A 26013-nucleotide genomic window follows, 5' to 3' on the forward strand; every position below is an offset into this window, starting at 1 on the left:
GCGCCGCGTCCTAGAGGTGTCGTCCTAGAGGTGTCGATGCGTGCGGCCGGACGCGTCGCCTGCCGTGGTGAGGGCGAGGAACTCCGCGCGCGAGCGGGGGTCCTCGCGCAGCGTCCCGAGCAGGGTCGAGGTGACCGTGCTGGCGCCGCCCGCGCGGACGCCGCGGACGGTCATGCACATGTGCTCGGCCTCGATGACCACCCCGACGCCGCGGGGCTGCAGGTGCGACTGCAGCCAGTCGGCGACCTGCTTGGTGAGCCGTTCCTGCACCTGGGGCCGGCGGGCGAACAGCTCGACCACCCGCGCGAGCTTGGACAGCCCGAGGATCCGTTCCCCCGGCAGGTAGCCGACGTGCGCCGTGCCCAGGAACGGGAGCATGTGGTGCTCGCAGACGGACTGGACGGGGATCCCGCGGGCGAGCACCAGCTCGTCGTAGTCCTCGTCGTTCGCGAACGTGGTGAGGTCGAACGAGCGCGGCGTGAGCATCTCGGCGTAGGCGCGCGCCATCCGTGCGGGGGTGTCGGCCGTCGCGTCGGAGTCGGTGGGGACCCCGAGCGCGGCCAGGAAGGCGGCCGCGGCACGCTGCGCCGCCCCGAGGTCGATCCCCTCGGACGGGCCCACCACGTGCAGCGGTGGGGTGTGCGTGCGCCCGACCGGGGCGAGCGAGGTCATGATGGCGCATCCTCCACGTTCTAAAGGATAATATGCTTGACGTTAGAACGCGGAGGATGCGTCGTCAACGGGCGGCGTCCCGGAGAAGGTGGTGGACCCGTTGGACGACTTCGTCGCGCAGGTCAGCGGCGTGGGCGCGCTGGTCGAGCCTGCCCGCCGCGCGCTGTACCTCCACGTGATCGCGCAGCCGGAGCCGGTGAGCCGCGACCAGGCCGCCGCAGGCGTCGGGGTGCCGCGGCACACGGCGAAGTTCCACCTGGACAAGCTGGTGGCCGACGGGTTGCTCGACGTCGAGTTCCGGCGGCTGTCCGGGCGGCGCGGCCCGGGCGCCGGACGGCCGACGAAGCTGTACCGGCGCTCGGACCGCCAGCTCGCGGTCTCGCTGCCGCCGCGGCACTACGACCTGGCCGGCCGGATCCTGGCCGGAGCGGTGGACGAGTCGGCCCGGGACGGGGTGCCGGTGCGGGAGGCGGTGCAGCGCGCCGCCGCTTCGGCGGGGCGCCGGCTCGCCGGCGAGGACGTGCGGAGCCACGATCCCTCGGCGTCATCCCTGGAAGAGGTCGTCGGGGTGCTCGCGAGCCACGGGTACGAACCTCGCGTCGAGGGCGACGCGGTCGTGCTCGCGAACTGCCCCTTCCACGCGCTGGCGCGCGAGCACACGGAGCTCGTCTGCGGGATGAACCTGCACCTCGTCGCCGCCTTGCTCGACGAGCTCGGGCGCGCGGCGTCGCTGGAAGCCGCACTGCGGCCGGCGGCAGGGCGGTGTTGCGTGGTGCTGACGGGAGCCGGCCCGAGGAAGCCCTCGCGGTGAGTTCAGGAAAGCCACATTCATGAACGTGGAGGGCATGAATGTGGCTTTCCTGAACCATCGTGGCGTGTGGCTTGCGAGCGACGGTCCTGGGGGGCAGCCGGAGCGCTAGCCCTGGATCACGGGATTGGTCAGGACCCCGACGCCGGGGATGCGGCACTCGGCCGTGTCACCGGGTCGGATGTGGGCCGCCCCCGGCGTCCCGGTGGAGAGGATGTCGCCGGGCTGCAGTGGCATCACCGCGCTGTGGAAGCTCACCAGGAACGCGGGGGAGTAGCGCATCCGCGCCACCGTGTTCGTCCGGTGCTCCTGACCGTTGAGCACGGTGCTGACCTCGAGCTCGGCGAGGTCGGGGAGCTCGGCGAGCGGCACGATCTCGGGGCCGAAGGAGAAGAAGCCGGGGAAGTTCTTCGAGCGGGTGAGGAAGCGCGGGTTGCGCTCCAGGATGTCCTCGGCGGTCTGGTCGAGCACGGCCACCACGCCGGCGACGTGGTCGAGCGCGTCGGCCTCGGACACGTTGCGGCAGTGCCGGCCGATGACCAGCGCGACCTCGGCCTCCGCGGTGGTGCGCGAGCTCTGCGGCGGCACCGGGATCGGCTCGCCGGGGCCGATCACCGTGTGGTCGCCCTTCACGAAGGAGGCGGGCTCGTCCGGGACCTGCTCGGACAGGTCCGCGGCGTGGTCGACGTAGTTCAGCCCGATGCCCCAGATCAGCCGGGGGTGGCGGTAGGGCGCCCCGAACTCGACGGACTCGCGATCGGCGAACACGCGGTCCGGGGCGTCGGCGGCGAGCTTCTCCAGCTCGGCCCACCGGCCGTCGACGAGGATCGACAGCGCGTCGCCGGAGAACCCGGGCACGAGATCGGCGACGCGGACGACCCCGCGCCGGGCGTCGACGAGTGCGGGCACCTCGGTGCCGAGGTGGCGGACGCTGGCCAGACGCATGGATGATCCTCCCGGGGAGCGTGCTCGGTGGACGAACGGACCGATCGTAGGAACCTATGGGACCAGGGTGCCGTTCGTACGGTTGCGGGCGGCGACCGCGCGGCGCAGGCGCGGCAGGACGAGGGGGACCAGCAGGAGCACTGCGATCACGACGAGCAGGACGAGGCTCGTGGTGCGCTGCAGGAAGATCGACGGGTCGCCGCCCGAGATGATCATCGTCTGGCGCAGCGTCTCCTCGGCCAGCGGCCCGAGCACCAGCGCGATCACCAGCGCCGCGGGGGACATGCCGAACCTCCGCATGAAGAACCCGAGCACGCCGCAGGCCAGCATGATCCCGACCTCGACGATGCTGCCGTTGACCGTGTAGGTGCCGGCGACGCAGAGCGCGATGATGATCGGCGCGAGCACCCGGAACGGCACGCGCGCGATCGAGGCGAAGACCGGGATGCAGAACAGGTTGACCAGCAGCAGCATCACGTTGCCCAGGTACATGCTCGCGATGAGACCCCAGGCGAACTCGGGGTTCTGCTCCATCAGCAGCGGCCCCGGCTGCAGGCCCCACATGAGGAACCCGCCCATCAGCACGGCGGTGGACGCCGAGCCGGGGATGCCGAGCGTCAGCAGCGGCACCATCGCGCCCGCCGACGCACCGTTGTTGGCGGCCTCGGGTCCGGCGAGCCCGGCCATCGCGCCCTTCCCGAAGCGCTCCGGTGTGCGCGAGAGCGACTTCTCGAGGTTGTAGGACATCAGCGACGCCACCGTGGCCCCGGCGCCGGGCGCGGTGCCGACGAGGAACCCGAGGAACGAGCCGCGCACGATCGGGCCGCGTGACTCGCGGTAGTCCTCCCGGTTCGGCCAGAACCCGCGGGCGCGCCTGCTGACGTGCACGTAGCCGAGGCGTTCCAGGTGCCCGCCGCGCCACAGCGTGTGCAGGATCTCGCCGATGCCGAACAGGCCGATGGCCACCGGGATGAAGTCGATGCCGTTGATCAGCTCCGTCGAGCCGAACGTGTAGCGCTGCTCGCCACCGCCGACGTCGACACCGACCGTGGCCAGGCCGAACCCGATCAACGCGGACAGCGCCCCGAGCAGCCGGTGGCGCCCGATGACCACGATCAGCGTGAGGAGCCCGGCGACCACCACCAGGAACAGCTCGGGCGGCCCGAAGCTCGCGGCGACGGCGGCGGTGGCCGGCGCGGCCACGCTGATCAGGACGGCGCCGATCGTGCCGGCGACGAACGAGGCGACGGCCGCCATCACCAGCGCGGGCCCCGCCCGGCCCTTGCGGGCCAGCGGATAGCCGTCGAAGGTGCTGGCCACGGTGGCCGACTCGCCCGGTGTGTTGATCAGGACGGAAGTGATCGTGCCGCCGTACATCGCGCCGTAGTAGACGGCGGCCAGCATGATGATCGCGCCGGTGGGCTCGAGGGCGAAGGTCAGCGGCAGCAGGATCGCGAGGCCGGCCGACGGGCCGAGCCCCGGCATGACGCCGACGACCATCCCGAGCAGCACGCCCGCGCCCAGCAGCAGCACGTTCTGCACGGTGAGCAGGGCCAGGATGCCCTGGCCGAGGTCCGCGAAGACGTCCACGGTCGCCTCCTCGTCAGGGCAGCGGCAGGACGCCCGCGGGCAGCCCGGCGCCGAGCGCGGTCTCGAACAGCAGGTACAGCCCCAGCGCCAGACCGACGCTGACGAGCGTGTTCAGCACCGGACGCGGCCGGTTGAGCAGCCACAGGCAGCCGAACAGGAACAGCGCGCAGGCGAGCACCGCGCCCAGGGCCACGAACGTCGCGGCGAAGGCGGCGCTCGCGCCCACGACGATCGCCATCGTGCGCGGGTGGCGTCCGAGGTCGGCCTCGCCCGCCTCCTCGCCGTCGGCGTCGAGGTCGTCCTCGGCGGCCTGCGGGGAGCGCAGGCTCTGCACCAGCGCGACGAGCGTGAGCACCACGCCGAGCACGCCGATCACCCGGGGGAAGAACCCGGGCCCGATCCGGCCCGCCGCCGTGCGCCACTCCATGCCCAACGCGAGCTGCAGGTAGGCCGCCACCAGCACGAGCAGCAGGCCGAAGAAGACGGTGCGCGAGTCGATGCGGCCTCGGACCGCCGGGCGGGCGCGTTCGGCCTCCGCTGCGGTCACAGCGCCCCCTGCTCGGTGAGGATGCGCCGGAACTCGCCCTGCGTCTGGTCCAGGTAGGCGGTGAAGTCCGGACCCCAGCGCACGTCGACCGACAGGTGGTTCTCCGCGACGTAGGCCTGCCATTCCGGGGTTTCCACGACCTGCTGCATCGTCGCGATCCACCACTGCTGGGCGTACTCGGGCGCGCCCGGCGGGAGGATCAGCCCGCGCGGCATCGAGGGGATCCCCGTGAAGCCGAGGCTCGCGTCCGTGGGAACGTCGGGCAGCTCGGGCAACGGTTGCTCGGCCGTGCTGAGCAGGGCCCGCAGCTGGCCGGCCTGCACCTGGCCGAGCACCGTGCCCGGGTTGGAGACGGCGGCGTCGAGCGCGCCGGACAGCAGCGCCGTCTGCATCTGCCCCTCGTCGTTGAAGGGCACGTACTCGATGGGGTAGCCGGCCTTCTCGGCGAGCATGGAGTGCACGATGAAGTCGACGTTGACGGTGCCGATGCCGCCGACCACGGCACCGCCCTTCGCCTTCGCGAACTCCACCCAGCCCGCCCAGTCGGTGACCGGGCTCGTGCCCGGGAGCAGGAACAGCGCGTCGTCGGTGGCGAAGAGCCCGACCGGCGTGAAGTCCTGCGGCTGCCAGCCGGTGTCGGCCTGCAGCGGGGTGGTGATGAACGAGCCCGACGTCGTGGAGATGGCGTAGCCGCTGCCCTCCTCGGCGAAGACGTGGCCCCACCCGGTGGAGCCGCTGCCGCCTTCCCGGTTCTCGACGACGATGTCGTGCGGGTAGAGCTGGTGGCCCTGCAGGATCTCGACGATCTTGCGAGCCATGATGTCGTTGCCGCCGCCCGGGCCGAAGGCGATGGTCCACTCCAGCTCCTGGGACGGGTACTGCTCCGGCGGCTCGTCGGTCGCGCCGCCCGAGCAGGCGGTGACCGCTGCGGCCACGACGGCCGCCGCCGCGAGGGCGCAGGCCCTCCTGAGGATCGCGCTGGACATACCGTGCCTCCCTTCCCCGGCGGCGTTGCCGGGTCCGTGCGGGGCAGTTCAGGACGTGCGGTTCAGGACGGGCGGATCATGACCAGGTGAATCGCGGCGGGCGCTTCTCGAGGAACGCGCGCACGCCCTCCGCGTAGTCGGGGGTGTCGAAGGAGGAGTTGCGGATGCGCCGCGTCTCGTCGTCGTCGGTGAGCTGGCCGGCCACGACGCGGCGGACCATCTCCTTGCCGCCCCGCACGCTGTACTGCGCGCGCGTGCCCACCAGCTCGGCGAACCCGTAGGTGTGCTCGGCGAGCTCGTCGGTGGGCAGCACCTCGTCGAACAGTCCGAGCGCGCACGCCCGTTCGGCCGGGATCTGCTGGCCGGAGACGAGGATCCAGGTGGCCCGCGACGGGCCGACGAGGTCGACGACGCGCCTGGTGGACTCCAGGCTGTAGACGAGCCCGAGCTTGGACGGGGTGATCGCGAAGCGCGCCCGCTCGTCGGCGAAGCGCAGGTCGCAGGCCAGGGCGAGGCCTGCGCCGCCGCCGATGCAGTAGCCGTGCACCATCGCGACCGTCGGCTTGGTCATTGCGGCGAGCGCGCGCTCGGCCGCGGCGACGTGCTCGTTGTAGCCGCGGGCGCGCTCGGCGTCGCCGCGTTCGCGCTCGAACTCGCTGATGTCGGCACCGGAGGCGAACGCCTTCTGCCCGGCCCCGCGCAGCACGACGACCTTCACGCCGGGGTCGGCGCCCAGCCCGCCGAGGACGTCGGGGAGCGACCGGTACATGTCGATGGTGATCGCGTTGTGGCTCTGCGGCCGGTTCAGCACGACGGTGGCCACCGCGCCGACGCGCTCCACCACGATCTGGTCGGACACCGCTTCAGCCCCTTTCGTGGTCGGGATGGGCGTCGTAGGCGACGCCGCCGGCGAACAGCTGCGCCAGCTCCGCGTCGTCGACGCCGGACTCGCGCAGCAGCTGCGCGGTGTGCTGGCCCAGCCACGGCGCGGGGGAGCGGACGCGCTGGTCGAGCCCGGAGAACTTCGTGGGTGGTGCGATCGTGCGCATGGCCCCGATCAGCGGGTGTTCCAGGTCGACGACCATCTCCCGCGCGAGGATGTGGTGGTCGGCGAGGGCCTCGTCGTAGGTGAGGACCGGGCCGCCGGGGACGCCGGCCCGGTCCAGCAGCTTGATCCACTCGTGGGTGCCGCGGGTGGTGGTGAGGCGTTCGATCTCCACCTCGAGCTCGTCGATGTGCTCCATCCGGTCCGGCAGCGTGGCGAAGCGGGGATCGGTGAGCCACTCCGGGCGGTCCAGCACGCCGGTGACGAACCGCGTCCAGAGCCGGTCGTTGTTGGCGCCGACCGTGACGTAGCCGTCGGCGGTGCGGTAGGCCTGGTAGGGCGTCGAGCGCCGGTGCCGCGTGCCGGTGGGCTGGGGCACCTCGCCCGCGCCGAAGTAGGCACCCGACTCCCAGACCGTCCAGGCGAGCCCGGCGTCGACGAGGGAGATGTCCATGTACTGGCCCTCGCCGGTGCGGGAGCGCTGGATCTGCGCGGCGAGGATCGAGTAGATCGCGGTGGCGCCGGCCGCGATGTCGTTGATGGCGATGCCGACCTTCGCCGGGCGCCCGCCCGGCTCTCCGGTCATCCGCATGAGGCCCACGGCGCCCTGGGCCATGATGTCGAACCCCGGGCGGTCCCGGTACGGGCCGGTCTGGCCGAAGCCGCTGATCGCGCAGTACAGGACATCGGGCCGCACGGCGCGCACGGCCTCGTAGTCGATGCCGAGCCGGGCCACGACTCCCGGCCGGAAGTTCTCGATCACGAGGTCGGCCTCGCGGGCGAGGTGCAGGAACAGCTCGCGGCCGCGGTCGGTCTTGAGGTCCAGCGAGATGCTGCGCTTGCTGCGGTTGGGCATCGCGAACGGGTAGCTCTCCCCGTTGACCTTCGGTGCGAGCCGGCGCGAGTCGTCGCCGGTGTGCGGCTGCTCGACCTTGATCACGTCGGCGCCCAGTTCGGCCAGCACCATCGTGGCGTAGGGCCCGGAGAGGAAGCGGGTGAGATCGAGGACGCGGAAGCCGTCGAGAGGGAGCATCGCCTACCTTCCCGTGATACGGGATAACATCCCGTTGACCGGGAAGATTAGGATCCGATGTGACGCAGGTCAAGGGAACGAGAGATGTCGATCACACACGAAACGGGCGCCCGCACCGGGGTGCAGGCGGTCGACCGCGCGGTGGCGATCCTGCGCTGCTTCGATGCGCGGCGCCCTGACCTGGGGATAAGTGAGATCGCGCGGATGACCGGGCTGTCCACCAGCACCACCCACCGGCTGCTGGTGGCGATGCAGACCAACCGGCTCGTGCGGCAGACCGCCGACCGGCGCTACGGGCTCGGGCCCTTGCTGGTCCAGCTCGCGCGCAGCGGTGCGGTGCCCACCACGCTGCGCGACGCCGCCCTGCCGCTGATGCACGCCCTGCGCGACGAGATCGACGAGACGGTGGCCGTGCACGAGCTGCTGCCCAGCGGCGAGCGCGTCGTCCTCGACCAGGTGGAGAGCCGGCAGGTCCTGCGCCGCACCTACACCGACATCGGCGTGCCCATCGAGCTCCCGCTCGGTGCGCCGGGCAAGGCGATCCTCGCCCTGCTCCCGGTGGAGCGGCAGGAGTGGTGGCTGAGCCGACCGGTCACTCCGGTGGCTCCCGGCACCGTCACCGACCCCGGCGAGCTGCGCGCGCAGCTCGCCGTCATCCGGGCGCGCGGGTTCAGCGAGTCGCGCGCCGAACGCGTCGTGGGCATCCGCGCCGCGGCCGCGCCGCTGTTCGACCACACCGGCCGCGTGGTCGGGGCGTTGGGCACCTCCGTACCCGACGTGCGGATGGACGACCGGCGCGCCGCCCAGCTCGGCGAGCGCCTCCGCGAGGTGGCGTGGGAGGTGTCGGAGACGCTGGGCGCCACCGCCGAGGCCGTCGCGCGGACGGTGGAGGCGGCCCGCCGGCCGGGCGAGGCCGTGTCCGGGCAGCCGCCCGCCTGACGGCCCCGAGGCTCCATCCGCCGTTCACGCACCGATTGCTGCGCTCCCACACCGACTGCAGTCGGTGTGGGAGCCCCACTTTCGGTGTGTCAGTCGCCGACGTCGATGTAACAGTGCTTATGTAAGCGCTGTTAGGATTTGGTGGTGAACCTCCCCGACCCCACCGAGGACAGCCGCTGGCGACCGGTCCGCCTGCTGCTGGACGCCATGGACGCCGACATCGCGCGGCTCTACGAGGAGCGCGGCGTCACCGGCGTCCGCCCGCGGTTCGTCGGGCCGCTGATCCGGCTCGGGCGGCGGGGTGGGATGACGATCCGCCGGCTCGCCGAGTCCCTCGGCGTGACGCATTCCGCGACCAGTCAGACCGTGGCGGCGTTGCAGCGTGCGGGCCTGGTCGCCACCACCCCCGGCGCCGACGCACGTACCCGCGAGGTGGTGCTCACGGCGCAGGCACGGGCCCTGCTGCCGTTCCTCGAGGCGGAGTGGCGCGCCACCGAGCAGGTGGTCGCCGAGCTGGACGCCGAGATCCCGTACCCGCTGAGCCAGGTGGTCCGTGATCTCGAGGCGGCGCTGCAGCGGCGCTCGTTCCACGACCGGGTCGCCGACCGCATCGCCTCTGCGTGACGGCGCTCGTCCGAGTCGCCCGTCGACGTTGACATGCAGCTGATTGGCTGCCTATGGTGAGTCATGCAGCCGGACGGCTGCATGAAGGGGTGAGGGCCGGCGGATGGACGAGGTCTTCAAGGCGTTGGCCGACCCGAGCCGGCGGCGGCTGCTCGACAGTCTGGAGGGCCGCAACGGGCAGCGGCTGCGCGAGCTGTGCGCGGGTCTGGACATGGCCCGGCAGTCGGTCAGCAAGCACCTCGCCGTGCTCGAGGAGGCGAACCTCGTGACCACGGTGCGCCGTGGCCGGGAGAAGTTGCACTACCTCAACGCCGCCCCGATCCACGCGATCGCCGACCGCTGGATCCACCGGTACGACCGTCGGCGCGTGGATGCGCTCGCCGACCTCAAGCAGGCATTGGAGTCCGCACCGATGAACGAGCCCGCCTTCGTCTACACGACCTTCATCAAGACCACCCCGGAGCGGCTCTGGCAGGCCCTCACCGACCCGGCGTTCACTCGCCGCTACTGGGGCGTGGCCTTCGAGACCGACTGGCGGCCCGGCTCACCCATGGTCTGGGAGGAGAACGGGCATCGCACCGCAGACCCCGAGCAGGTCGTGCTGGAGGCCGACCCGCACCGCAGGCTCGCCTACACCTGGCACACACCGACGCCCGAGTGGGCGGCTGCCGCGGGCCTCGACGACGGGCTGCGCGCCACGCTCGCGGCCGAGACCCGCTCGAAGGTGACCTTCGAGATCGAGCCCCTCGGCGAGACGGTGAAACTCACGGTCGTGCACGACGACTTCCCCGTCGGGAGCACGATGCGCGAGATGGTCGGCAACGGCTGGCCGCACCTGCTCTCCGACCTCAAGACGCTGCTGGAGACCGGCGAGACGCTGCCGGTGCCGGCCTAGACATCGGGGGTGGGACGGCCCGGTGGGCGCGGCGGTAGCTGCCCGGAGGCATCCCGCAGGCCTGGGTGAACGCGGCGTAGAACCCGCTGTGCGAGCCGAAGCCCGCCGCCTGTGCGATCTGGCGCGTCGTGGCCGTGCCGGTGAGCAGCAGGCGCTGCGCCTCCGCGATCCGCCTGCCGGTGAGGTAGGCGTGCACGGTGGTGCCGAGCACCTGGCGGAACAGGGTCATCGCGTAGTTGGGGTGCAGGTGCGCGGCCGCGGCGACGTCGCCGGCGCGGATCGGCTCGCCGTAGTGCGCGGTGATGAACCGGGCCATCGTCACGACGTGCCCCACGGCGTCGGGGACGTCCGGCTCGGCCTGCGCCGGGGGCAGTGCCACCCGCAGCAGCCTGCGGACCGCGGCCTGGATCTCCAGCAGTGCGATCGCGTGCAGGTCGGGCGCGGTCCCGGCGAGGTCGTCGGCCCAGCGGCTGAACGCCGCGGCGTCCGGGTGATCGGGCCGGCGCGTGATCAGCGGGTTGCCGCGCAGCAGCTCGGCGACGGCGTGCTCGGGCAGGCCCCAGGCCAGCACCTGGCCCAGTGGCACGTGCAGCCAGCGCACGCGGGCGTTCCAGTTGTGCGGGGTGTCGATCAACCGGTGCGGCACCGCGGCCCAGAACAGCGCGGCGTGACCGGGCTCGATCGTCACGAGGGAGCCGCCGAACAGGTAGGTCAGCGGCTCGTCCTCGACGATGTTGACCTCGAGGTCGTCGTGGCGGTGCGCGCTGGGCATCGCGTGCCCGCGACCCTGCCAGCAGGCCAGCTCCGAGGGCAGGCGCTGGATCTGGCCGGCAGCGGACACGACAGCGGACATCTGAGTTTCCTGGAACTTCCTCGTAGGTTCGCGTACCGATCCTGGGCGGCTCAGGTCCTAGCGTGCCTTGTGAGCGATCACATCCCCCTACGTCAGGAGGCGGGCACGCCATGCCCAAGATCACCATCGTCGGTGCAGGAGGGTACGTCTTCCCGTTCCGCCTCATCGGGGACCTGCTGAGCTTCCCCGCACTGCGCGACAGCGTGTTCACGCTCATGGACATCGATGCCGACCGGCTGGAGCGCACGGCGTCGGCGGCGCGGGCACTCGTCGCGCACCACGGCTTCCCGACCACGGTGGAGAGCACCACCGACCGCCGCGCGGCGCTCGACGGCGCCGACTACGTGATCATCACCTTCCAGGTGGGCGGCATCGACGCCTTCCGCGACGACGTCGAGATCCCGCGGCGCTACGGGCTGGACCAGACCGTCGGCGACACGCTCGGCCCGGGCGGCGTGTTCCGCTTCCTGCGTTCGGTGGTGGCGTACCGCGAGATCGCCGCCGACCTGGCCGAGCTCGCCCCCGGCGCACAGGTGATCAACTACGCGAACCCGATGGCGATGGCCACCTGGTACCTCAACGCGATCGGGGCGCGCACGGTCGGGCTGTGCCACAGCGTCCAGGGCACTTCCCGGATGCTCGCCCGCGAGCTGGACGTGCCCTACGAGGAGGTGCGCTTCCGCGCGGGCGGGGTCAACCACCAGTCGTGGTTCACCGAGTTCCGCCGCGGCGACGAGGACCTCTACCCGCGGCTGCGCGAGGTCATGGGGGCCAAGCACCTGCACGGCCCGGTGGGGGAGCTGGCCGCCGACCACGGCGACCACAGCGGCGCCGACCGCGGCGCGTCGGTGTACGAGGGCGGCAACGAACGCGTCCGCACCGCGATCATGGAGGCGTTCGGCTACTTCCACACCGAGTCCAGCCACCACGCCTCGGAGTACCTGCCCTACTTCCGCAAGTCGCCCGGCCTGGTGCACGAGTTCCTGCCGGAGCGCTGGGACTACTACGACATCTGCCGTGCCCACGACGAGCAGGGGCAGACCGACAAGCTCCTCGGCGAGCTGAAGGCCGAGCTCGCCCCGTCCGTCGAGTACGGCGCGGCGATCGTCAACAGCATGGAGACCGGTGCGAAGAGCGTCATCCACGGCAACGTGCCCAACACCGGGCTCGTCACCAACCTGCCCGAGGGGTCCTGCGTCGAGGTCGCCTGCCTGGTCGACGGCAACGGGGTGCAGCCCACCGTCTTCGGCGCGCTGCCCCCGCAGTGCGCGGCGGTGAACCGCACCGGTGTCAACGTCCAGGAGTTGGCGGTCACCGCGGCGCTGACCGGGCGGCGCGAGCACGTCTACCACGCCGTGATGGCCGATCCGCTGTCCGGCGCCCTGCTGACCCTCGACCAGATCCACGCGATGGTCGACGAGCTGTTCCTGGCCCACAAGGCGTACCTGCCCGCCGAGCTGCAGGGTTGAGCACCGCAGACCTCACCGTGCTGTCGATGAGCGGCCCGCTGCCCGTAGGACCGCAACTCCGCGAACGCGTTCGTTACGATCCGGACATGGCGGTGGGACGAGAGCCGATCAGTCGCCGGGAGCGCCCGGCGAAGCCCGCCCTCTCCCGGCGGTGGATCGTGGACACCGCCGTGCGGCTCATGCGCGCCGAGGGGCTGGAGAAGGTCACCATGCGCCGCCTGGCCAGGGAGCTGGACACCGGCGCGGCCTCGCTGTACGTCTACGTGGCCAACACCGCCGAACTGCACGGGGCCGTGCTGGACGCCCTGCTGGGCGAGGTCGACCTGGCCGGCGGCGGAGCCGGGGACGGCTGGCGGGAGCGGCTCCGTGCCGTGCTGGCTTCCTACACCGCCGTGCTGTTCGCGCACCCGCAGCTCGCCCGGTCGGCACTCGTGGCGCGCCCCAGCGGCGAGAACTACCTGCGGCTGGTGGAGCGTGTCCTGGACCTGCTGTCCCGCAGCGGAGCCTCCCGCGCGCAGGTCGCCTGGGGTGTGGACAAGCTGCTCCAGGAGGCCACGGCCACGGCCGCCGAGCAGTCCACGCAGGAGCACGACCCCATGGCCGAGGACGACTGGAACGCCACCACACGGGCCCTGCGGTCGGTGGCCGAGACCACCCACCCGGCGATCGCGGCGCACATGTCCGACCTGGTCGGCGGCTCGGCCGCCGACCGCATGGACTGGAGCTTCGACGTCCTGATCAACGGCATCACGCACACGCCGGTTCCCGGCGCGGAGCGCTGAACCCGCCTCACCCGCGACCTGAGGTCACCCTTCGCGGGGTGGGTGAGCGTCGCCACGCGAACTTGTTCGCAACGAACGTGTTCGTTACGTTGTGGGTCATGGGCACCCACCACCCGCTCGCGATCATCGGCGGAGGTCTCGGCGGGCTCACCGCCGCCCGGGTCCTGCACCTCAACGGCATCTCGGCCGCCATCTTCGAACTGGAGGCGTCCGCCGCGGCCCGTGGCCAGGGCGGCATGCTCGACATCCACGAGGAGAGCGGGCAGAAGGCGCTGCACGCCGCGGGCCTCCACGAGGGCTTCTTGAAGATCGTCCACGAAGGCGGCCAGGCGATGCGCGTGGTCGGCACGGACGGCACCGTCCACGTCTGCGAAGGCGACGACGGCACCGGCGGCCGCCCGGAGCTGGACCGCGGCGACCTGCGTGACCTGCTGGTGAACTCCCTGCCCGACGGCACGGTCCACTGGGGCCGGAAGGTCACCGGCGCGCGGGCGCTGGGCGGCGGACGCCACGAGGTGACGTTCGCCGACGGCTCCGCCATCACCACCGACCTGCTGATCGGCGCCGACGGAACCTGGTCCCGCGTGCGGCCGCTGCTCTCCGACGCCACGCCCGCCTACACCGGCATCTCCTTCGCCGAGACCGACCTGTACGAGGCCGCCGCACGCCACCCGCGCAGCGCCGCCGTCATCGGGGACGGGTTCTTCCTCGGCCTGGGCGGCAGGGCCGGACTCCTCGCGCACCGCGAGACCGACGGCAGCCTCCACGTCTACGCCGCGCGGGTGGCCGACGAGGGGTGGCTCGACACGATCGACTTCACCGACCGCGCCGCCGCCACGACCGCCGTCCTCGCCCATTTCGAGGGCTGGCACGAGGATCTGCGCGCCCTGGTCGCCGACGCGGACACCATCGCCCCGCGGCGCATCCACGCCCTGCCGATCGGACACCGCTGGGAGCGGATCGCGGGCGTGACGCTCCTCGGTGACGCCGCCCACGTGATGTCGCCCTTCGCCGGAGAGGGCGCCAACCTGGCGATGCTCGACGGCGCCGAGCTCGCCGCGGCGATCGCCGCACACCCCGGCGACACCGAGGCCGCGCTGACCGCGTACGAACAGGCGCTGTTCCCGCGCAGCGCGGCGTCCGCCACCGAATCCGCCGCCAGCCTGGACGCGATGTTCGGCGACCGGGGGCTGGAGCGGATGGTCGAGTTCTTCGCCCCCCGACCGGCAGTCGGGTGATCCCCGCGGGCGACACGCAGGACCTGCCACCGACGCCCGAGCCCATGGAGTTCGAGATGACGAAGATCGCGATAGTGCTCGGCAGCACCCGCACCGGGCGGGCCGGCGCCGGCGTCGCCCAGTGGGTCCTCCACCAGGCACGAGCGCGAGGCGATGCCGAGTACACGCTCATCGATCTCGTCGACGTGGACCTGCCGCAGATCGACGAGCCCGTCCCGCCGGCCGCGGGCCGATACGCCCACCCCTACACCCGGCAGTGGGCGCAGACCATCGCCGGCCACGACGGCTACGTGATCGTCACGCCCGAGTACAACCGGTCCTTCCCCGGTGTCCTGAAGAACGCACTGGACCGCGTCTACGCCGAATGGAACAACAAGGCGGCAGGCATCGTCTCCTACGGCGTCGACGGTGGTGTCCGCGCGGCCGAAGCACTGCGACCCGTCCTGGGTGCGCTCCAACTCGCCGATGTCAGCCACGAGGTCACGCTCGACCTGCGCACCGACTTCCGTGAATTCGGCGCCACCTTCACGCCGGCGGAGCACCAGACGGCCTCGCTGGCCACCATGCTCGACCAACTGGTGTCCTGGAGCACCGCCCTCGCCACCGTCCGCCATGGTCCCGTCCACGCGCCGGGCGGCGTGACGGTGCAGCGCTGATCGGTCCGATCCCGGGGTCTCGGCTAGGTTCGGCGCCATGCCGGCGGACGACGGCGCCTCCGCGGCGTCCCAGAAGCCCCTGCTCGTGCTGGGGAAGATCACCGAGATCCTCGACGCGTTCTCGCTCGCCCGCCCCTCGCTCACGCTCGGCGAGATCCAGCAGGCCACCGGCCTGCCGACGTCCACGGTGCAGCGGCTGGTGACGAACATGGTGGCGCAGGGGCTGCTGGACCGCACCGGCGACCAGATCCGGGTCGGTCTGCGCATGGCCTACTGGGCGGCCGCGGCGCGCAAGGGCGTGGACGTGCTCACGATCGTCAACCCGGTGCTGCGCGAGGTGCGCGACGCCACCGGGGAGACCGCGTGCTTCTTCCGGGAGGAGCAGGGCTACCGCGTCTGCGTGGCGATGGCGGGCACGCGTCATGCCCTGCGACGCGACATGTACGTGGGCAAGCTCCTGCCGCTGCACGCGGGCTCGGCCGGGCGGGTGCTGCTGGCCTGGGACGACGAGCTGGCCGAGCGCACCCTGTCGCGCCCGCTGGAACCGATCACCGGCACGACGGTCACCGACCCGGAGGTGCTGCGCGAGCTGGTCGCGCAGACCCGCAAGGACGGCTACGCGATCACCACGGCCGAGCGCGAGGACGGGTCGTCGGGGCTCGCGGCGCCCGTCTTCGACTCCGCCACCGAGCTCGTCGGCGCCCTCGCACTCAGCGGGCCCACGATCCGGATGCCCCGGGCGCGCTGCGAGGAGTGGGTCGACCTGCTCGTCGGGGCCGCCGAAGGGCTCACGCGGACGCTGGGTGGCCGCTTCCCGCTGTAGCGATCGTCCACGGGAACGCCGTGGCCTTCGACCGCGCGCCCTGGGCGGCCTTCGACCGGTTCGGCTCGCCCAGCTCGGCCAGCAGGTCCTCGCCCAGCGCGACGAGCCCGGCCAGCCGGTCCGGGGTGAGCCAGTCCGGCCGGGTGCCGAACAGGAGGTCCTCGGTGGCGGTGTTGCCGCTCGCCCCGGGGGCGAACGGGCAGCCGCCGAGCCCGCCGAGGCAGCCGTCGACGACGTCGGCGCCGGCGGCCGCCGCGGCGAGGCCGTTGGCGACGCCCTGCCCCCAGGTGTCGTGACCGTGGAAGACGATGCGCCGCGGTGGGGTCTCGGCGCGGACGCGCGCGACCAGGTCGGCCACCTCGCCGGGCGCGGCCTGACCGAGGGTGTCGCAGACGACGACGTCCTCGGCGCCCGCGGTGCGCGGGTCGTTCGCGATCGCGAGCACCCGCTCCGGCGCCACCGGCCCGTCGAACGGGCAGGTGAACGAGGTGGCGATGCACAGCTGGATCCGCCCGCCGGCCGCGCGGGCCAGCTCGACGGCAGCGGGCATCGCGTCGAGGCTCGCCTCCGTGCTGCGGCCGATGTTGGCGCGGTTGTGCGCGTCGGAGGCGGAGAAGCAGTACTGCACGTTGCGGGCACCCGCCGCGATCGCCTTCTCCACGTGCCGGGGCGTGGCCACCCAGACCCAGCAGCGCTCGAGCTCCTCGGGCGTCAGCGCGGCGATCACCTCCAGCGTGCCGGTCATCGGCGGCACAAGGTCGGGACGGGCCATCGAGCCGATCTCCAGGCTCGGGACACCGAGGCGCAGCAGCGCGCGGGCCAGGCGCACCTTCCGCACCGTCGGCAGGACCTTCCCGGTGAGCTGCAGCCCGTCCCGCAGCGTGACGTCACGCAGTTCCACCGTCATTCCCGCACCCCACTCGCCCTCGTGATCGCTTCCTCGTCCATCCCCAGCAGCTCCCCGAGCACCTCGGCCGTGTGCTCGCCGAGGTCGGGGCCGACGCTGCGCACCGGCAGCGACGCGTCGCCGATCACCGGGACGATCCCCGGGAAGCCGACCTCGCGCGGCTCGCCGTCCCCGGTGTCGACCGGCAGGTACTGGATCATGTTGCGGGCCCGGTACTGCTCGTCCACCACGATGTCGGCCGCCGTGTAGACGGGGCCCGCCGGCACACCGGCCGCGTCGAGGGCGGCGAGCACCTCCGCGCGGGGCAGCGACCCGGTCCAGGCGCCGATCGCGTCGTCGAGCCGGTCGCGCTGGGCCCAGCGTCCCGCGTTGGTGGCGAGATCGGGGTCCTCGGCGAGCCCGGGCCGCCCGATCACGGCGGTCAGGCGGCGGAAGATGGCGTCCGCGTTGCCGGCGATGATCACGCTCGTGCCGTCCGCGCACGGGTAGGCGTTGGAGGGCGCGATCCCCTCCATCCGTCCGCCGGAGCGCGTGCGGTTGACGCCGTGGGCGAGGTGGTCGGGGACCAGCGACTCCATCATCGACAGGATCGCCTCGTTCAGCGCGACGTCGACGACCCGCTCGCTGAGTGCCGGCGCACCCGTGGTGCCGCCGCGGCGGGCCTCGCGCTGGAAGAGCCCCATCACGGCACCGAAGCCCGCGTAGAGGCCCGCGATCGAGTCGCCGATCGACACCCCCACCCGCGACGGCGGCCGGTCGGGGTCGCCGACGAGCTCGCGCAGCCCACCGACGGCCTCCGCGACCGCGGCGAACCCCGGCCGCTGCGCCAGCGGGCCGGTCTGGCCGAACGCCGACACCCGCACGATGACCAGCTCCGGGTTGGCGGCGTCGAGCACCTCGGGGCCGAGGCCCCACTTCTCCAGCGTGCCCGGGCGGAAGTTCTCCAGCAGGACGTCGCAGTGGCGCACGAGGTCGAGCGCCGCGTCGCGGCCCTCGGGGGAGCGCAGGTCGAGGGTGATGGACTTCTTCCCGCGGTTGATCGTGCGGTAGAGCATCGAGGTCGACCCGCTGTAGAGCCGCCAGCCGCGCAGCTCGTCACCGGTGCCGGGGCGCTCGACCTTGATCACCTCGGCACCGAAGTCGGCGAGCAGCCGCCCGGCCGTCGGTGCGGCGATGTAGTTGCCGAGTTCGAGCACCCGCACTCCCCGCAGGGGCTGGATCGGGCCTTCGTCCACTTGCGTCCTTCCTGGGATCTCCGACGTCGACGGGCGCTGCGGCTACACGACTGCGGCTACACGACGAGGCTCAGCGGCAGGATGAGCAGGATCGCGACCACCGACGCCACCGAGCAGGTCTTGAGGGTGCCACGGGTCGTCTGGCCCATGAGTGACTGGAGCAGCCTGGTGCGGCCCCGTCGCGGTCTCGGTCTCGGTCACGGTGGCGGTCTCGGTGGCGGTGGCGGGCCCGGTCGCGCCGGCCGGGGAGGCGGCTTCCGGCCGCGGGCCGTCGTGGCCGGAGGCGTCGCCGTCGTCGTCCGGCCCGGCGGCGTCCGCGCTGCCCTCGTCCTTGGCGGGGTCCCACCAGCCCTTCCGGAACACGAAGGACATGATCGCCACGGCGATGATCACCGTCGGCACCACGAGGAGCAGGCCGAAGACCAGCATCCGGCCGAGCGGGACGCCGAGGAGCCCGGCCAGCGCGAGCGTGCCGACGCCGGGGACCATCAGCACGATCCCGCATTCGAGCCCGATGGCCAGCGCGGTGGCCATGCGCGCGGTGCCGAGGCGGCCGATCCGCGGTGCGAGGTTGCGGGCGAGCGGTGCGGAGATGACGAGCAGCACGTCGAGGTAGATCGACTGGAGCGCGGTCGCGATCGTGACGGACATGGCGTAGGGCATCCGCTTCGGCCCGAACACCCGCAGGAGCATCGCGACCAGGCGCTCGATGGCGCCGATCTCCTGCAGGATCGCGCCGGTCAGCACGCCGAAGGCGATCAGGAGCCCGACCTCGGCCATGATGTCGCCGAAGCCGCCGGTGAACGCCTCGACGGTGCCGTCGACGCCGAGCCCGGTGCTGAGCCCCAGGTAGGCCGACCCCAGCACGAGCGCGACGACGGGGTTGAGCTTGAAGCGGACGATCAACAGGACCACCGCCAGCACGGCGACCCCGGTATTGATCAGTATCGCGGTGTCGGACAACGGCGCGTTCTCCTCTACGGGTGCTCGGCGGTGAGCGGAGCGAGGTGTCGACGGCTGCCGGCCGATGACCGGTCGAGCCCAGGCGGCTCACCATACGAACACGCATCCATGATGTGGGCAATGTGACCTGTGGGACGACGCCGGCGATGGCGTCCGCGAGCGCCACACCGAGCAGGGCTACGCGATCACGTTCCTGGCGCGCGACCGAGGAACTCGACGAACGTGATCCGCCCGCGCTCGCGGTGGGCCGCGAGGTTCGCACCGGATCGGAACCCGCGAACCACGGCCCCGGGGACCCGCACCCGCAGTACGGGGCGCCGCCTACCGCGCACCGCCAGCCAGACACCTGCGAGCTCGCCCATCGACAGCACCTCCGGACCCCCGAGATCGGGCGCCCGTCCCGCGGGCTTCCCGGCAGCCAGCGTGGCGAGCCGCTCCGCGAGGTCCCGCACGTCCACGGGTTGGAAGCGGACGTCCGCAGGCACCGGGAGTACCGGGAGCCACGACGTGTAGCAGAAGATCGTGTCGAGCAGGTCGTGGAACTGCGTGGCGCGCTGGATCGTCCACGGCAGCCCGGAGGAGGTGACCAGGTCCTCGACGGCCACCTTCTGCCGGTAGTAGCCCAACGAGATCCGGTCCGCGCCCACGATCGAGACGACGATCAGATGGGGGTGGGAACCGGTCCGGCGCACCGCCCGCAGGAGGTTCGCCGTGGCAGCGACGTCGTGCCCCGGGCGGGTGGCGGCGTGCAGGACCACCGACGCGCCGCGCACCGCGTCGTCGAGGCCGGCACCGGTGTCGAGATCACCGACGGTCCGCCCGGGTCCCGCCCGCCTGCTGAGCACCCGCGGTTCGCGGCCGGCGTCGCGCAGCCGTGCCACCACGGCCCGGCCCAGGGTGCCGGTCCCGCCGGTCACCACGATCGTGCCGTCCGTCGTCACGGCGCCGCGCGCACCGAGGCGTCCCGGAAGCGCTGGAGGGTGGTGCGCATGCCCTGCCGGTTGCGTGCGGCCCGCTGCTCGGGCGGTGTGCCGGTGAAGGCCCGGCCCAGCACCTCGACGACGCGGCCGCGCCATCCGCCGCCGCGGTGGTCGGCCCAGTACTCGGTGAGCAGGGTCGCGCCGTCGGCGGTGGTGAGGCGGTAGCCCCAGCGCGCAACCGGGAGCCCGAACGTCGTGACGTCGAACGCGAACTCCCGGCCGGGTACCGCGACGACGATCCGGCAGGTGGTGAACCAGAGGAAGGGCCCGCTCCGGTTGACGCCGACGAAGCGCTGCCCGAACCGCCAGACGGCGACGACCTCCGGGCTCCACTCCCGCATCCGCCGCACGTCGGAGATCGCCGCGTAGACGTCCTGCGGCGGCAGCGGCACCAGCAGGGACTCCTCGATGCTCCCGGTCGGGCCGCTGATCGGCTCGGGCGTCACGGGCGCGGGCATCGTCTCCTCCTCAGCCCAGGTGGTGCAGCTGCGTGAGCGGCAGGGTCGCGGCGTGGTGCAGCGGGATCTCCCGCCCGTCCACGCGCACGGGAACCGGCTCGGGCGCCACCTCGACCTGCGGGGTGGCGGTGTTGTGCAGCATGTCCGCGCAGCCCAGGCCGCGACTGCCCGAGATGGGGGAGTAGGTGCGCCCCGCGGGCAGCGCCGCACGGGCCTCGGCGTCGTCGAGGCAGGCACCGGCGACGAACACGTGCGCGAGTCGTCCCGGCGCCGCCCCGTGGCCGCCGTAGAACGCGCGCATCCGGCGGGGCTGGGTGAGCCGGGTGGAGCCCGAACCCGAGCCGGCGGCGCCCCAGGCCACGAAGCCGGACTTGATCACCAGCTCCGGTTGGGCGCCGAACCAGGCCGGGTTCCACAGCACGATGTCGGCCAGGCGTCCTGGCAGCAGCGAGCCGACGTGCCCCGCGATCCCGTGCGCGACGGCCGGGTTGGCGGTGAGCTTGGCCAGGTAGCGCAGGACGCGGGCGTTGTTCGCGACGTCCGGGCCGACCTCGCCGGCCAGCGTGGCCTGCACGGACGCGAGCTGCCAGGTGCGCCGCGCGCTCTCGGCGATGCGGCCCATGCCCAGCGCGTCGGAGTTGACGATGCTGATCGCACCCAGGTCGTGCAGGTGGTTCTCCGCGGAGATCGCGTGCTCGCGGATGCGGCTCTGCGCGATCTGCGTGTCGCTGGGCAGCAGGGCGTGGCCGCGGTGCACGGTGAGCGTCATCGGGCCCAGCTCCGCCACGGTGGACGTCGTGAGCGGCAGCGTCGGCGTGGTCGAGCTGGTGAGCACGTTCTCCCGCGAGACGATCGAGAGCAGGTCGGGGTGCCCGCCGCCGCCCTCCACGTGGTAGGCGTGCACGGTGCGCCCGCCCACGGCGTCGAGGGTGTCGGCCAGGTAGCCGGACTCGTTGAGCGTGTCGGTGTGCAGGGCCACCGGCAGGTCCGCGGCCTCGGCGACGCCGAGGCAGGTGTCGATGGCGGCCGGCGTGGCGCCCCAGTCCTCGTGCACCTTGAACCCGCCGCACCCGGCGAGCACGGACTGCTCCAGCAGCGCCGGTGACGTGGACGAGCCGCGGGCCAGGAACGCCGCGTTGATCGGCACGTCCGCCCACCCGGCGATGAGGTTGTGCAGGTTGTACTCCGGGTTCGCGCCGACGTCCCACACGCCGCCGATGCCCATCCCGACGATCGTCGTGACGCCCGCCGACAGCGCCGCGGCGGCGAGGTCGGCGTTGGACAGGTGCACGTGCGAGTCGACGATGCCGGGCGTGGCGATCAGGCCCTCGCCGGTGATCATCGCGGTGTGCGCGTCGACCTCGAGCTGCACGCCGTCGAGCACGTCGGGGTTGCCCGCGCGCCCGACGCCGACGACCCGGCCGTCCTTGATGCCGATGTTGGTCTTGCGGATCCCGAGCACCGGGTCCAGCAGCACCACGCCGAGCACCACCATGTCCAGGGCGCTCGCGCGGTCGGCGGAGCTGGAGACGAGCGCGCCGTGCCGGGCCGTCTTGCCGCAGCCGCCGAGCAGCTCCTCCCCGGGCTCGGTGTCGTCGGCCTCCACCTCGACCCACAGGTCGGTGTCGGCGAGCCGGATCCGGTCGCCCGTGGTCGGGCCGTAGACGCGGGCGTAGGTCCCGCGGTCGACGATCGTCATGCCCCTCCTCCGATCCGCACGACCTCCACCTGGAGCTCGGCGTCCGGCTCGATGCGCAGCGCCGTGCCCGCCGGGACGTCGAGCCGGAACCGTCCGTCGCCGGAGAGCTGCACCTGCACGGCCGGGTTGAGCTGGTCGAGCGGCACGTGCGAGGACACCCAGACCGGCAGCTCGCCGGTGTTGCGCAGCAGCGCGGTGGCCCGTTCGCGGCCGGGCGCCAGCTCGATCCCGCCCTCGCCGGTGCGTACCGAGCCCGGCCCTTCCAGGGGAGGTTCCCCGAACGGCGCGTCGACGTGCACGAGCACGCTGCCGTGCGGGAACAGGGCCTCCACCTGCAGCGCGGGTACGGCGGCGGGTACGCCCTCGACGAGCTGCCCGGGGGAGACCACCTTCCGGGACCGGGTGACGACCTCCTCGTAGGGCACGCCGTCCCAGGCCAGCTCGCAGATCTCGTCGCAGACCAGGGCGACGGCGTCGGGTGCGCCCAGCCGGGCGCCGCGCGCGAGCCGCCTGCGGGCCAGGTCAGCGCCCGCGGCGAGCACGAGCCGCTCGTGTTCGCGGGGGGTCAGGTGCATGGCCGCCAGCATGCGGGTTGGGGGAGCACCGGGAAAGCGGGGGGCCGGGCGTGCCGTTCCTGCCCAATGGGTGGGGATGTCGCCGAAGTGGGCACTTCCCTCCCGCGGTGATCCATATCACGCTGTGGTGCATCCCGTCGATGCATGGAGGGCCCACGATGACCCAGACCGAGACGCCGGGCGCCGCCCCCTTCGTCGGCCGCAGCGTGCCCCGCCGCGAGGACGCCGCCCTGATCACCGGGAACGCCACGTGGACCGATGACATCGTGCTGCCGGGCACGCTGCACATGGCGGTGTTGCGCAGCCCGCTCGCGCATGCCCGGATCGTCGGGATCGACGCCGGGCCGGCCCGCGCGCTGCCCGGCGTGGTCGCGGTGTTCACCGGCGAGGACCTGGCCGAGGAGTTCGCGATCGGGCTGCCCTGCGGCTGGCCGGTCACCGAGGACATCAAGATCCCCGACCACCCGCCGCTGGCGCGCGGCGAGGTCAACCACGTCGGTGACGGCGTGGCGGTCGTGCTCGCCACCGACCCGCGCACGGCGCAGGAGGCGCTCGGGCTCGTCGAGGTCGACTACGCGCCGCTGCCCGCCGTCGTGGACATCGAGGCGGCCCTGGACCCCGGCTCCCCGCTCGTGCACGAGGAGCTGGGCACGAACCACTGCTACACGTGGCCGCTCGCGGTCGGCGACGTCGACGCCGCGTTCGCGCAGGCCGACGTCGTCGTCCGGGGCAGGTACCGGCAGCAGCGGGTGCTGCCCTCGGCGATGGAGCCGCGCGCGGTCGTGGTGAACCCGGAACCGGTGGGCGGCGCCTTCACCGTCTACACCTCCACCCAGGTACCGCACTTCGTGCGCGACCTGCTCGCGCTGATCTGCGGGGTCCCCGACACCCGGATCCGCGTCGTCGCCCCGGACGTCGGCGGCGGGTTCGGCTCCAAGCTCAACGTCTACGCCGAGGAGGCGCTCGCACTCGCGTTGGCGCGCCGGTTGCGCAAGCCGGTGAAGTGGACCGAGACGCGCTCGGAGAACCACGTCGCGACCACGCACGGCCGCGGCCAGATCCAGGAGATCGCGGTCGCCGCCACCCGCGAGGGCAAGATCCTCGGGATGCGGGTGGAGCTGCTCGCGGACATGGGCGCCTACCTGCAGCTGCTCACCCCCGGGATCGCCGTGTTCGGTGCGTTCACCTACTGCGGCCTGTACGACTTCGGCGCCTACTCCTTCACGTGCAAGGGCGTGTTCACCAACCTCACGCCCACCGACGCCTACCGGGGCGCCGGCCGTTCCGAGGCCGCGTACGCCCACGAGCGGATCATGGACGACCTGGCCCGGGAGCTGGGGATGGATCCGGCGCAGGTCCGGCTGCGCAACCTGATGCCGCCGTTCTCGCAGCCGCGCACCGCGCCGTCGGGGGTCATGTACGACTCCGGCAACTACGAGGCCTGCATGCGCAAGGCCCTCGACCTCGCCGGGTACGAGGAGCTGCGGGCCGAGCAGCGCTCGCGCCGCGAGGCGGGCGACCCGGTGGCCCTGGGCATCGGCATCGGCAACTTCACCGAGAGCGGCGGGCTGTCGCCGTCGAAGGTCGCCGCCGGGGTGCGGCTGCAGAGCGGTGGCTGGGAGGCCGCCACCGTCCGGATGACGACGAGCGGGAAGGTCGAGGTCGTCACCGGCACCTCCCCGCACGGGCAGGGCCACGAGACCGTGTGGGCGCAGATCGCGGCGGACGCGCTCGGGGTGCACCCCGACGACGTCGAGGTGCTGCACGGCGACACCGCCGTGGCACCGTTCGGCCGCGACACCTACGGCTCGCGGAGCCTGCCCGTCGGCGGGGTGGCGGTGCACGTGGCGGCCGGCCGGGTGGCGGCCAAGGCCGCCGCGATCGCCGCGCACCTGCTGGAGGCGGCCGAGGACGACCTCGAGTTCCGTGGCGGCCGGTTCTCGGTGGCCGGCACGTCCGGGCCCGGGATCACGATCCAGGAGGTGGCGGCGGCCGCGTCGCTGGCGAACGACCTGCCCGAGGGCATGGAACCCAACCTCACCGCGGACCACCACTTCGACCCGCCGAACTTCACCTGGCCCTTCGGCACGCACATCTGCGTGGCCGAGGTCGACACGCAGACCGGGCGGGTCGCCATCCGCCGCTACGTCGCGGTGGACGACTGCGGGCCGATCGTCAACCCGGCCATCGTCGAGGGGCAGCTGCACGGCGGCATCGCCCAGGGCGTGGCCCAGGCGCTGTACGAGGAGGCGGGCCACGACGCCGCGGGCAACCCGACCACGGCCACGCTCGCGGACTACCGCATCCCTGCCGCCACGGACCTGCCCCACGTCACCCTGGACCAGACGGTGACCCCGTCGCCGACCAACCCGATGGGGGTGAAGGGGATCGGCGAGTCCGGGGCGATCGGCTCCTCGCCCGCCGTGGTGAACGCGGTGATCGACGCCGTCGCCCACCTGGGTGTGACCCACCTCGACATGCCGGTGACCCCCGAGCAGGTCTGGCGCGCGATCCGCGACGCGGGTCACACTGCCGGCACGCCTCGACACTGACGGGAGGGCACGCGATGGTGGCGATCAACTGTGACATGGGCGAGGCATTCAGCATCTACCGCTGCGGTGACGACGAGGGCCTGATGCCCCTGATCACCCTCGCCAACGTGGCCTGCGGGTTCCACGCCTCCGACCCGCGGGTGATGCGGCGGACGGTCGCGCTCGCGAAGGAGCACGGCGTGCGGGTGGGCGCGCACCCGTCGCTGCCCGACCGCGAGGGCTTCGGGCGCCGCGAGATGGCGATGGAACGCGACGAGCTGACCGCGGCCGTGATCTACCAGATCGGCGCGCTCACCGGGTTCCTGCGCGAGCAGGGCATGGAACTGCACCACATCAAGCCGCACGGCGCGCTGTACGGGATGGCGTCGCGCGACGAACAGGTCGCCGCAGCGGTGGCGGATGCCGCCGCGACCTTCGGCGTGCCGCTGATGGGGATGGCGGGCACCGTGCACGAGCGCGTGTGGGGCGCGAGCCCGGGCGGGTTCCTGTCCGAGTACTACGCCGACCTCGACTACCGACCCGACGGCTCGCTGATCATCACCCGCGAGCACGCGGCGTTCGACCCCGCGTCGTCGGCGCGGAAGGCGGTGCGCGCCGTCACCGAGGGCATCGCCACCGCCGTCGACGGCACGGAGATCCCGGTTCGCGCCGACTGCGTCTGCGTGCACTCCGACACCCCGAACGCCGTCGACCTCGCCAAGGCCGTGCACGAAGCGCTGCGCCCCCACCTGAACTGATT

The 26013-nt window shown here is 72.7% G+C and carries 26 protein-coding genes; 11 read left to right on the forward strand and 15 right to left on the reverse strand.

Annotated features, from left to right (window positions below; all coding sequences use genetic code 11):
- Positions 1 to 24: 24 nt before the first annotated feature.
- Complete coding sequence (gene folE / locus CFP66_RS21300) at positions 25 to 672, reverse strand: GTP cyclohydrolase I FolE (RefSeq protein ID WP_094926896.1); 648 nt, start codon at positions 670 to 672, stop codon at positions 25 to 27.
- Positions 673 to 763: 91 nt separating this feature from the next.
- Here folE and CFP66_RS21305 point away from each other — a divergent pair, with 91 nt between their 5' ends.
- Entirely contained in the window at positions 764 to 1483 is a 720-nt protein-coding gene (locus CFP66_RS21305; protein ID WP_233159597.1) for a metalloregulator ArsR/SmtB family transcription factor, read from the forward strand.
- 105 nt (positions 1484 to 1588) lie between these two features.
- Here the strand turns inward: CFP66_RS21305 and CFP66_RS21310 are convergent, their stop codons facing one another.
- The 6 genes from CFP66_RS21310 to CFP66_RS21335 all read right to left on the reverse strand — a co-directional run bounded on the left by CFP66_RS21310 (position 1589) and on the right by CFP66_RS21335 (position 7626).
- Positions 1589 to 2425: a fumarylacetoacetate hydrolase family protein gene (locus CFP66_RS21310; protein ID WP_094926897.1), complete on the reverse strand. Its 837-nt coding sequence runs from the start codon at positions 2423 to 2425 to the stop codon at positions 1589 to 1591.
- A gap of 54 nt (positions 2426 to 2479) precedes the next feature.
- Positions 2480 to 4015 (reverse strand): tripartite tricarboxylate transporter permease, encoded by a 1536-nt coding sequence (locus tag CFP66_RS21315; protein WP_094926898.1) that lies wholly within the window; start codon positions 4013 to 4015, stop codon positions 2480 to 2482.
- Between the two features lie 13 nt (positions 4016 to 4028).
- Entirely contained in the window at positions 4029 to 4562 is a 534-nt protein-coding gene (locus CFP66_RS21320; protein ID WP_158228164.1) for a tripartite tricarboxylate transporter TctB family protein, read from the reverse strand.
- Positions 4559 to 5548, reverse strand: coding sequence for a tripartite tricarboxylate transporter substrate binding protein (locus CFP66_RS21325; protein WP_094926900.1), 990 nt, complete (start codon positions 5546 to 5548; stop codon positions 4559 to 4561). The genes CFP66_RS21320 and CFP66_RS21325 overlap by 4 nt, the downstream gene beginning before the upstream one ends.
- Before the next feature lie 76 nt (positions 5549 to 5624).
- Positions 5625 to 6407, reverse strand: a complete 783-nt coding sequence (locus tag CFP66_RS21330; protein ID WP_094926901.1) for an enoyl-CoA hydratase-related protein — start codon at positions 6405 to 6407, stop codon at positions 5625 to 5627.
- Positions 6408 to 6411: 4 nt separating this feature from the next.
- The gene (locus tag CFP66_RS21335) at positions 6412 to 7626 is read right to left on the reverse strand and encodes a CaiB/BaiF CoA-transferase family protein (protein ID WP_094926902.1); all 1215 of its coding nucleotides are present in this window, start codon (positions 7624 to 7626) and stop codon (positions 6412 to 6414) included.
- Between the two features lie 84 nt (positions 7627 to 7710).
- Between CFP66_RS21335 and CFP66_RS21340 the strand changes: the two genes are divergently transcribed.
- The 3 genes from CFP66_RS21340 (at position 7711) to CFP66_RS21350 (ending at position 10084) form a co-directional block, all read left to right on the forward strand.
- On the forward strand, positions 7711 to 8565 hold the full coding sequence (locus tag CFP66_RS21340; protein ID WP_094926903.1) for an IclR family transcriptional regulator: 855 nt from the start codon (positions 7711 to 7713) through the stop codon (positions 8563 to 8565).
- A 144-nt stretch (positions 8566 to 8709) separates the two neighbouring features.
- Positions 8710 to 9189, forward strand: a complete 480-nt coding sequence (locus CFP66_RS21345) for a MarR family winged helix-turn-helix transcriptional regulator (protein ID WP_233159598.1) — start codon at positions 8710 to 8712, stop codon at positions 9187 to 9189.
- A 103-nt stretch (positions 9190 to 9292) separates the two neighbouring features.
- Positions 9293 to 10084 (forward strand): metalloregulator ArsR/SmtB family transcription factor, encoded by a 792-nt coding sequence (locus tag CFP66_RS21350; RefSeq protein WP_094926904.1) that lies wholly within the window; start codon positions 9293 to 9295, stop codon positions 10082 to 10084.
- Here CFP66_RS21350 and CFP66_RS21355 read toward each other — a convergent pair.
- Positions 10038 to 10937 (reverse strand): helix-turn-helix domain-containing protein, encoded by a 900-nt coding sequence (locus CFP66_RS21355; RefSeq protein ID WP_094926905.1) that lies wholly within the window; start codon positions 10935 to 10937, stop codon positions 10038 to 10040. The two genes, CFP66_RS21350 and CFP66_RS21355, sit on opposite strands and share 47 nt — an antisense overlap.
- A gap of 110 nt (positions 10938 to 11047) precedes the next feature.
- Here CFP66_RS21355 and CFP66_RS21360 point away from each other — a divergent pair, with 110 nt between their 5' ends.
- The 5 genes from CFP66_RS21360 to CFP66_RS21380 all read left to right on the forward strand — a co-directional run bounded on the left by CFP66_RS21360 (position 11048) and on the right by CFP66_RS21380 (position 15905).
- Positions 11048 to 12406, forward strand: a complete 1359-nt coding sequence (locus tag CFP66_RS21360; RefSeq protein ID WP_094926906.1) for an alpha-glucosidase/alpha-galactosidase — start codon at positions 11048 to 11050, stop codon at positions 12404 to 12406.
- An 86-nt stretch (positions 12407 to 12492) separates the two neighbouring features.
- On the forward strand, positions 12493 to 13188 hold the full coding sequence (locus CFP66_RS21365; protein ID WP_094926907.1) for a TetR/AcrR family transcriptional regulator: 696 nt from the start codon (positions 12493 to 12495) through the stop codon (positions 13186 to 13188).
- Between the two features lie 98 nt (positions 13189 to 13286).
- On the forward strand, positions 13287 to 14426 hold the full coding sequence (locus tag CFP66_RS21370; RefSeq protein WP_094926908.1) for an NAD(P)/FAD-dependent oxidoreductase: 1140 nt from the start codon (positions 13287 to 13289) through the stop codon (positions 14424 to 14426).
- A gap of 56 nt (positions 14427 to 14482) precedes the next feature.
- Positions 14483 to 15082, forward strand: coding sequence for an NADPH-dependent FMN reductase (locus tag CFP66_RS21375; protein WP_094927104.1), 600 nt, complete (start codon positions 14483 to 14485; stop codon positions 15080 to 15082).
- Positions 15083 to 15119: 37 nt separating this feature from the next.
- Positions 15120 to 15905, forward strand: a complete 786-nt coding sequence (locus CFP66_RS21380; protein ID WP_094926909.1) for an IclR family transcriptional regulator — start codon at positions 15120 to 15122, stop codon at positions 15903 to 15905.
- Here the strand turns inward: CFP66_RS21380 and CFP66_RS21385 are convergent.
- The 7 genes from CFP66_RS21385 to CFP66_RS21415 all read right to left on the reverse strand — a co-directional run bounded on the left by CFP66_RS21385 (position 15871) and on the right by CFP66_RS21415 (position 22722).
- Entirely contained in the window at positions 15871 to 16812 is a 942-nt protein-coding gene (locus tag CFP66_RS21385) for a hydroxymethylglutaryl-CoA lyase (protein WP_094926910.1), read from the reverse strand. The genes CFP66_RS21380 and CFP66_RS21385 overlap by 35 nt on opposite strands.
- Positions 16809 to 18047: a CaiB/BaiF CoA-transferase family protein gene (locus tag CFP66_RS21390; RefSeq protein WP_198961581.1), complete on the reverse strand. Its 1239-nt coding sequence runs from the start codon at positions 18045 to 18047 to the stop codon at positions 16809 to 16811. Before CFP66_RS21390 ends, CFP66_RS21385 begins: the two co-directional genes overlap by 4 nt.
- Positions 18048 to 18089: 42 nt before the next feature.
- On the reverse strand, positions 18090 to 19010 hold the full coding sequence (locus CFP66_RS21395) for a GntP family permease (protein WP_233159600.1): 921 nt from the start codon (positions 19008 to 19010) through the stop codon (positions 18090 to 18092).
- 185 nt (positions 19011 to 19195) lie between these two features.
- Positions 19196 to 19951 (reverse strand): SDR family oxidoreductase, encoded by a 756-nt coding sequence (locus CFP66_RS21400; protein WP_094926912.1) that lies wholly within the window; start codon positions 19949 to 19951, stop codon positions 19196 to 19198.
- Positions 19948 to 20448: an SRPBCC family protein gene (locus tag CFP66_RS49285; protein WP_094926913.1), complete on the reverse strand. Its 501-nt coding sequence runs from the start codon at positions 20446 to 20448 to the stop codon at positions 19948 to 19950. The genes CFP66_RS21400 and CFP66_RS49285 overlap by 4 nt, the downstream gene beginning before the upstream one ends.
- Before the next feature lie 10 nt (positions 20449 to 20458).
- Positions 20459 to 22147 (reverse strand): urease subunit alpha, encoded by a 1689-nt coding sequence (locus CFP66_RS21410; protein WP_094926914.1) that lies wholly within the window; start codon positions 22145 to 22147, stop codon positions 20459 to 20461.
- Complete coding sequence (locus CFP66_RS21415) at positions 22144 to 22722, reverse strand: urease subunit gamma (RefSeq protein WP_094927105.1); 579 nt, start codon at positions 22720 to 22722, stop codon at positions 22144 to 22146. Before CFP66_RS21415 ends, CFP66_RS21410 begins: the two co-directional genes overlap by 4 nt.
- 158 nt (positions 22723 to 22880) lie before the next feature.
- On the opposite strand from CFP66_RS21415, the gene CFP66_RS21420 reads away from it, so the two are divergent.
- Together CFP66_RS21420 and pxpA are read left to right on the forward strand one after the other, a co-directional pair.
- Positions 22881 to 25274: a xanthine dehydrogenase family protein molybdopterin-binding subunit gene (locus CFP66_RS21420; protein WP_094926915.1), complete on the forward strand. Its 2394-nt coding sequence runs from the start codon at positions 22881 to 22883 to the stop codon at positions 25272 to 25274.
- Positions 25275 to 25288: 14 nt separating this feature from the next.
- Complete coding sequence (gene pxpA / locus CFP66_RS21425; RefSeq protein ID WP_094926916.1) at positions 25289 to 26011, forward strand: 5-oxoprolinase subunit PxpA; 723 nt, start codon at positions 25289 to 25291, stop codon at positions 26009 to 26011.
- Positions 26012 to 26013 lie beyond the last annotated feature (2 nt).

Origin of the sequence: Pseudonocardia sp. MH-G8, from assembly GCF_002262885.1 — a bacterium.
Lineage (GTDB): Bacteria > Actinomycetota > Actinomycetes > Mycobacteriales > Pseudonocardiaceae > Pseudonocardia.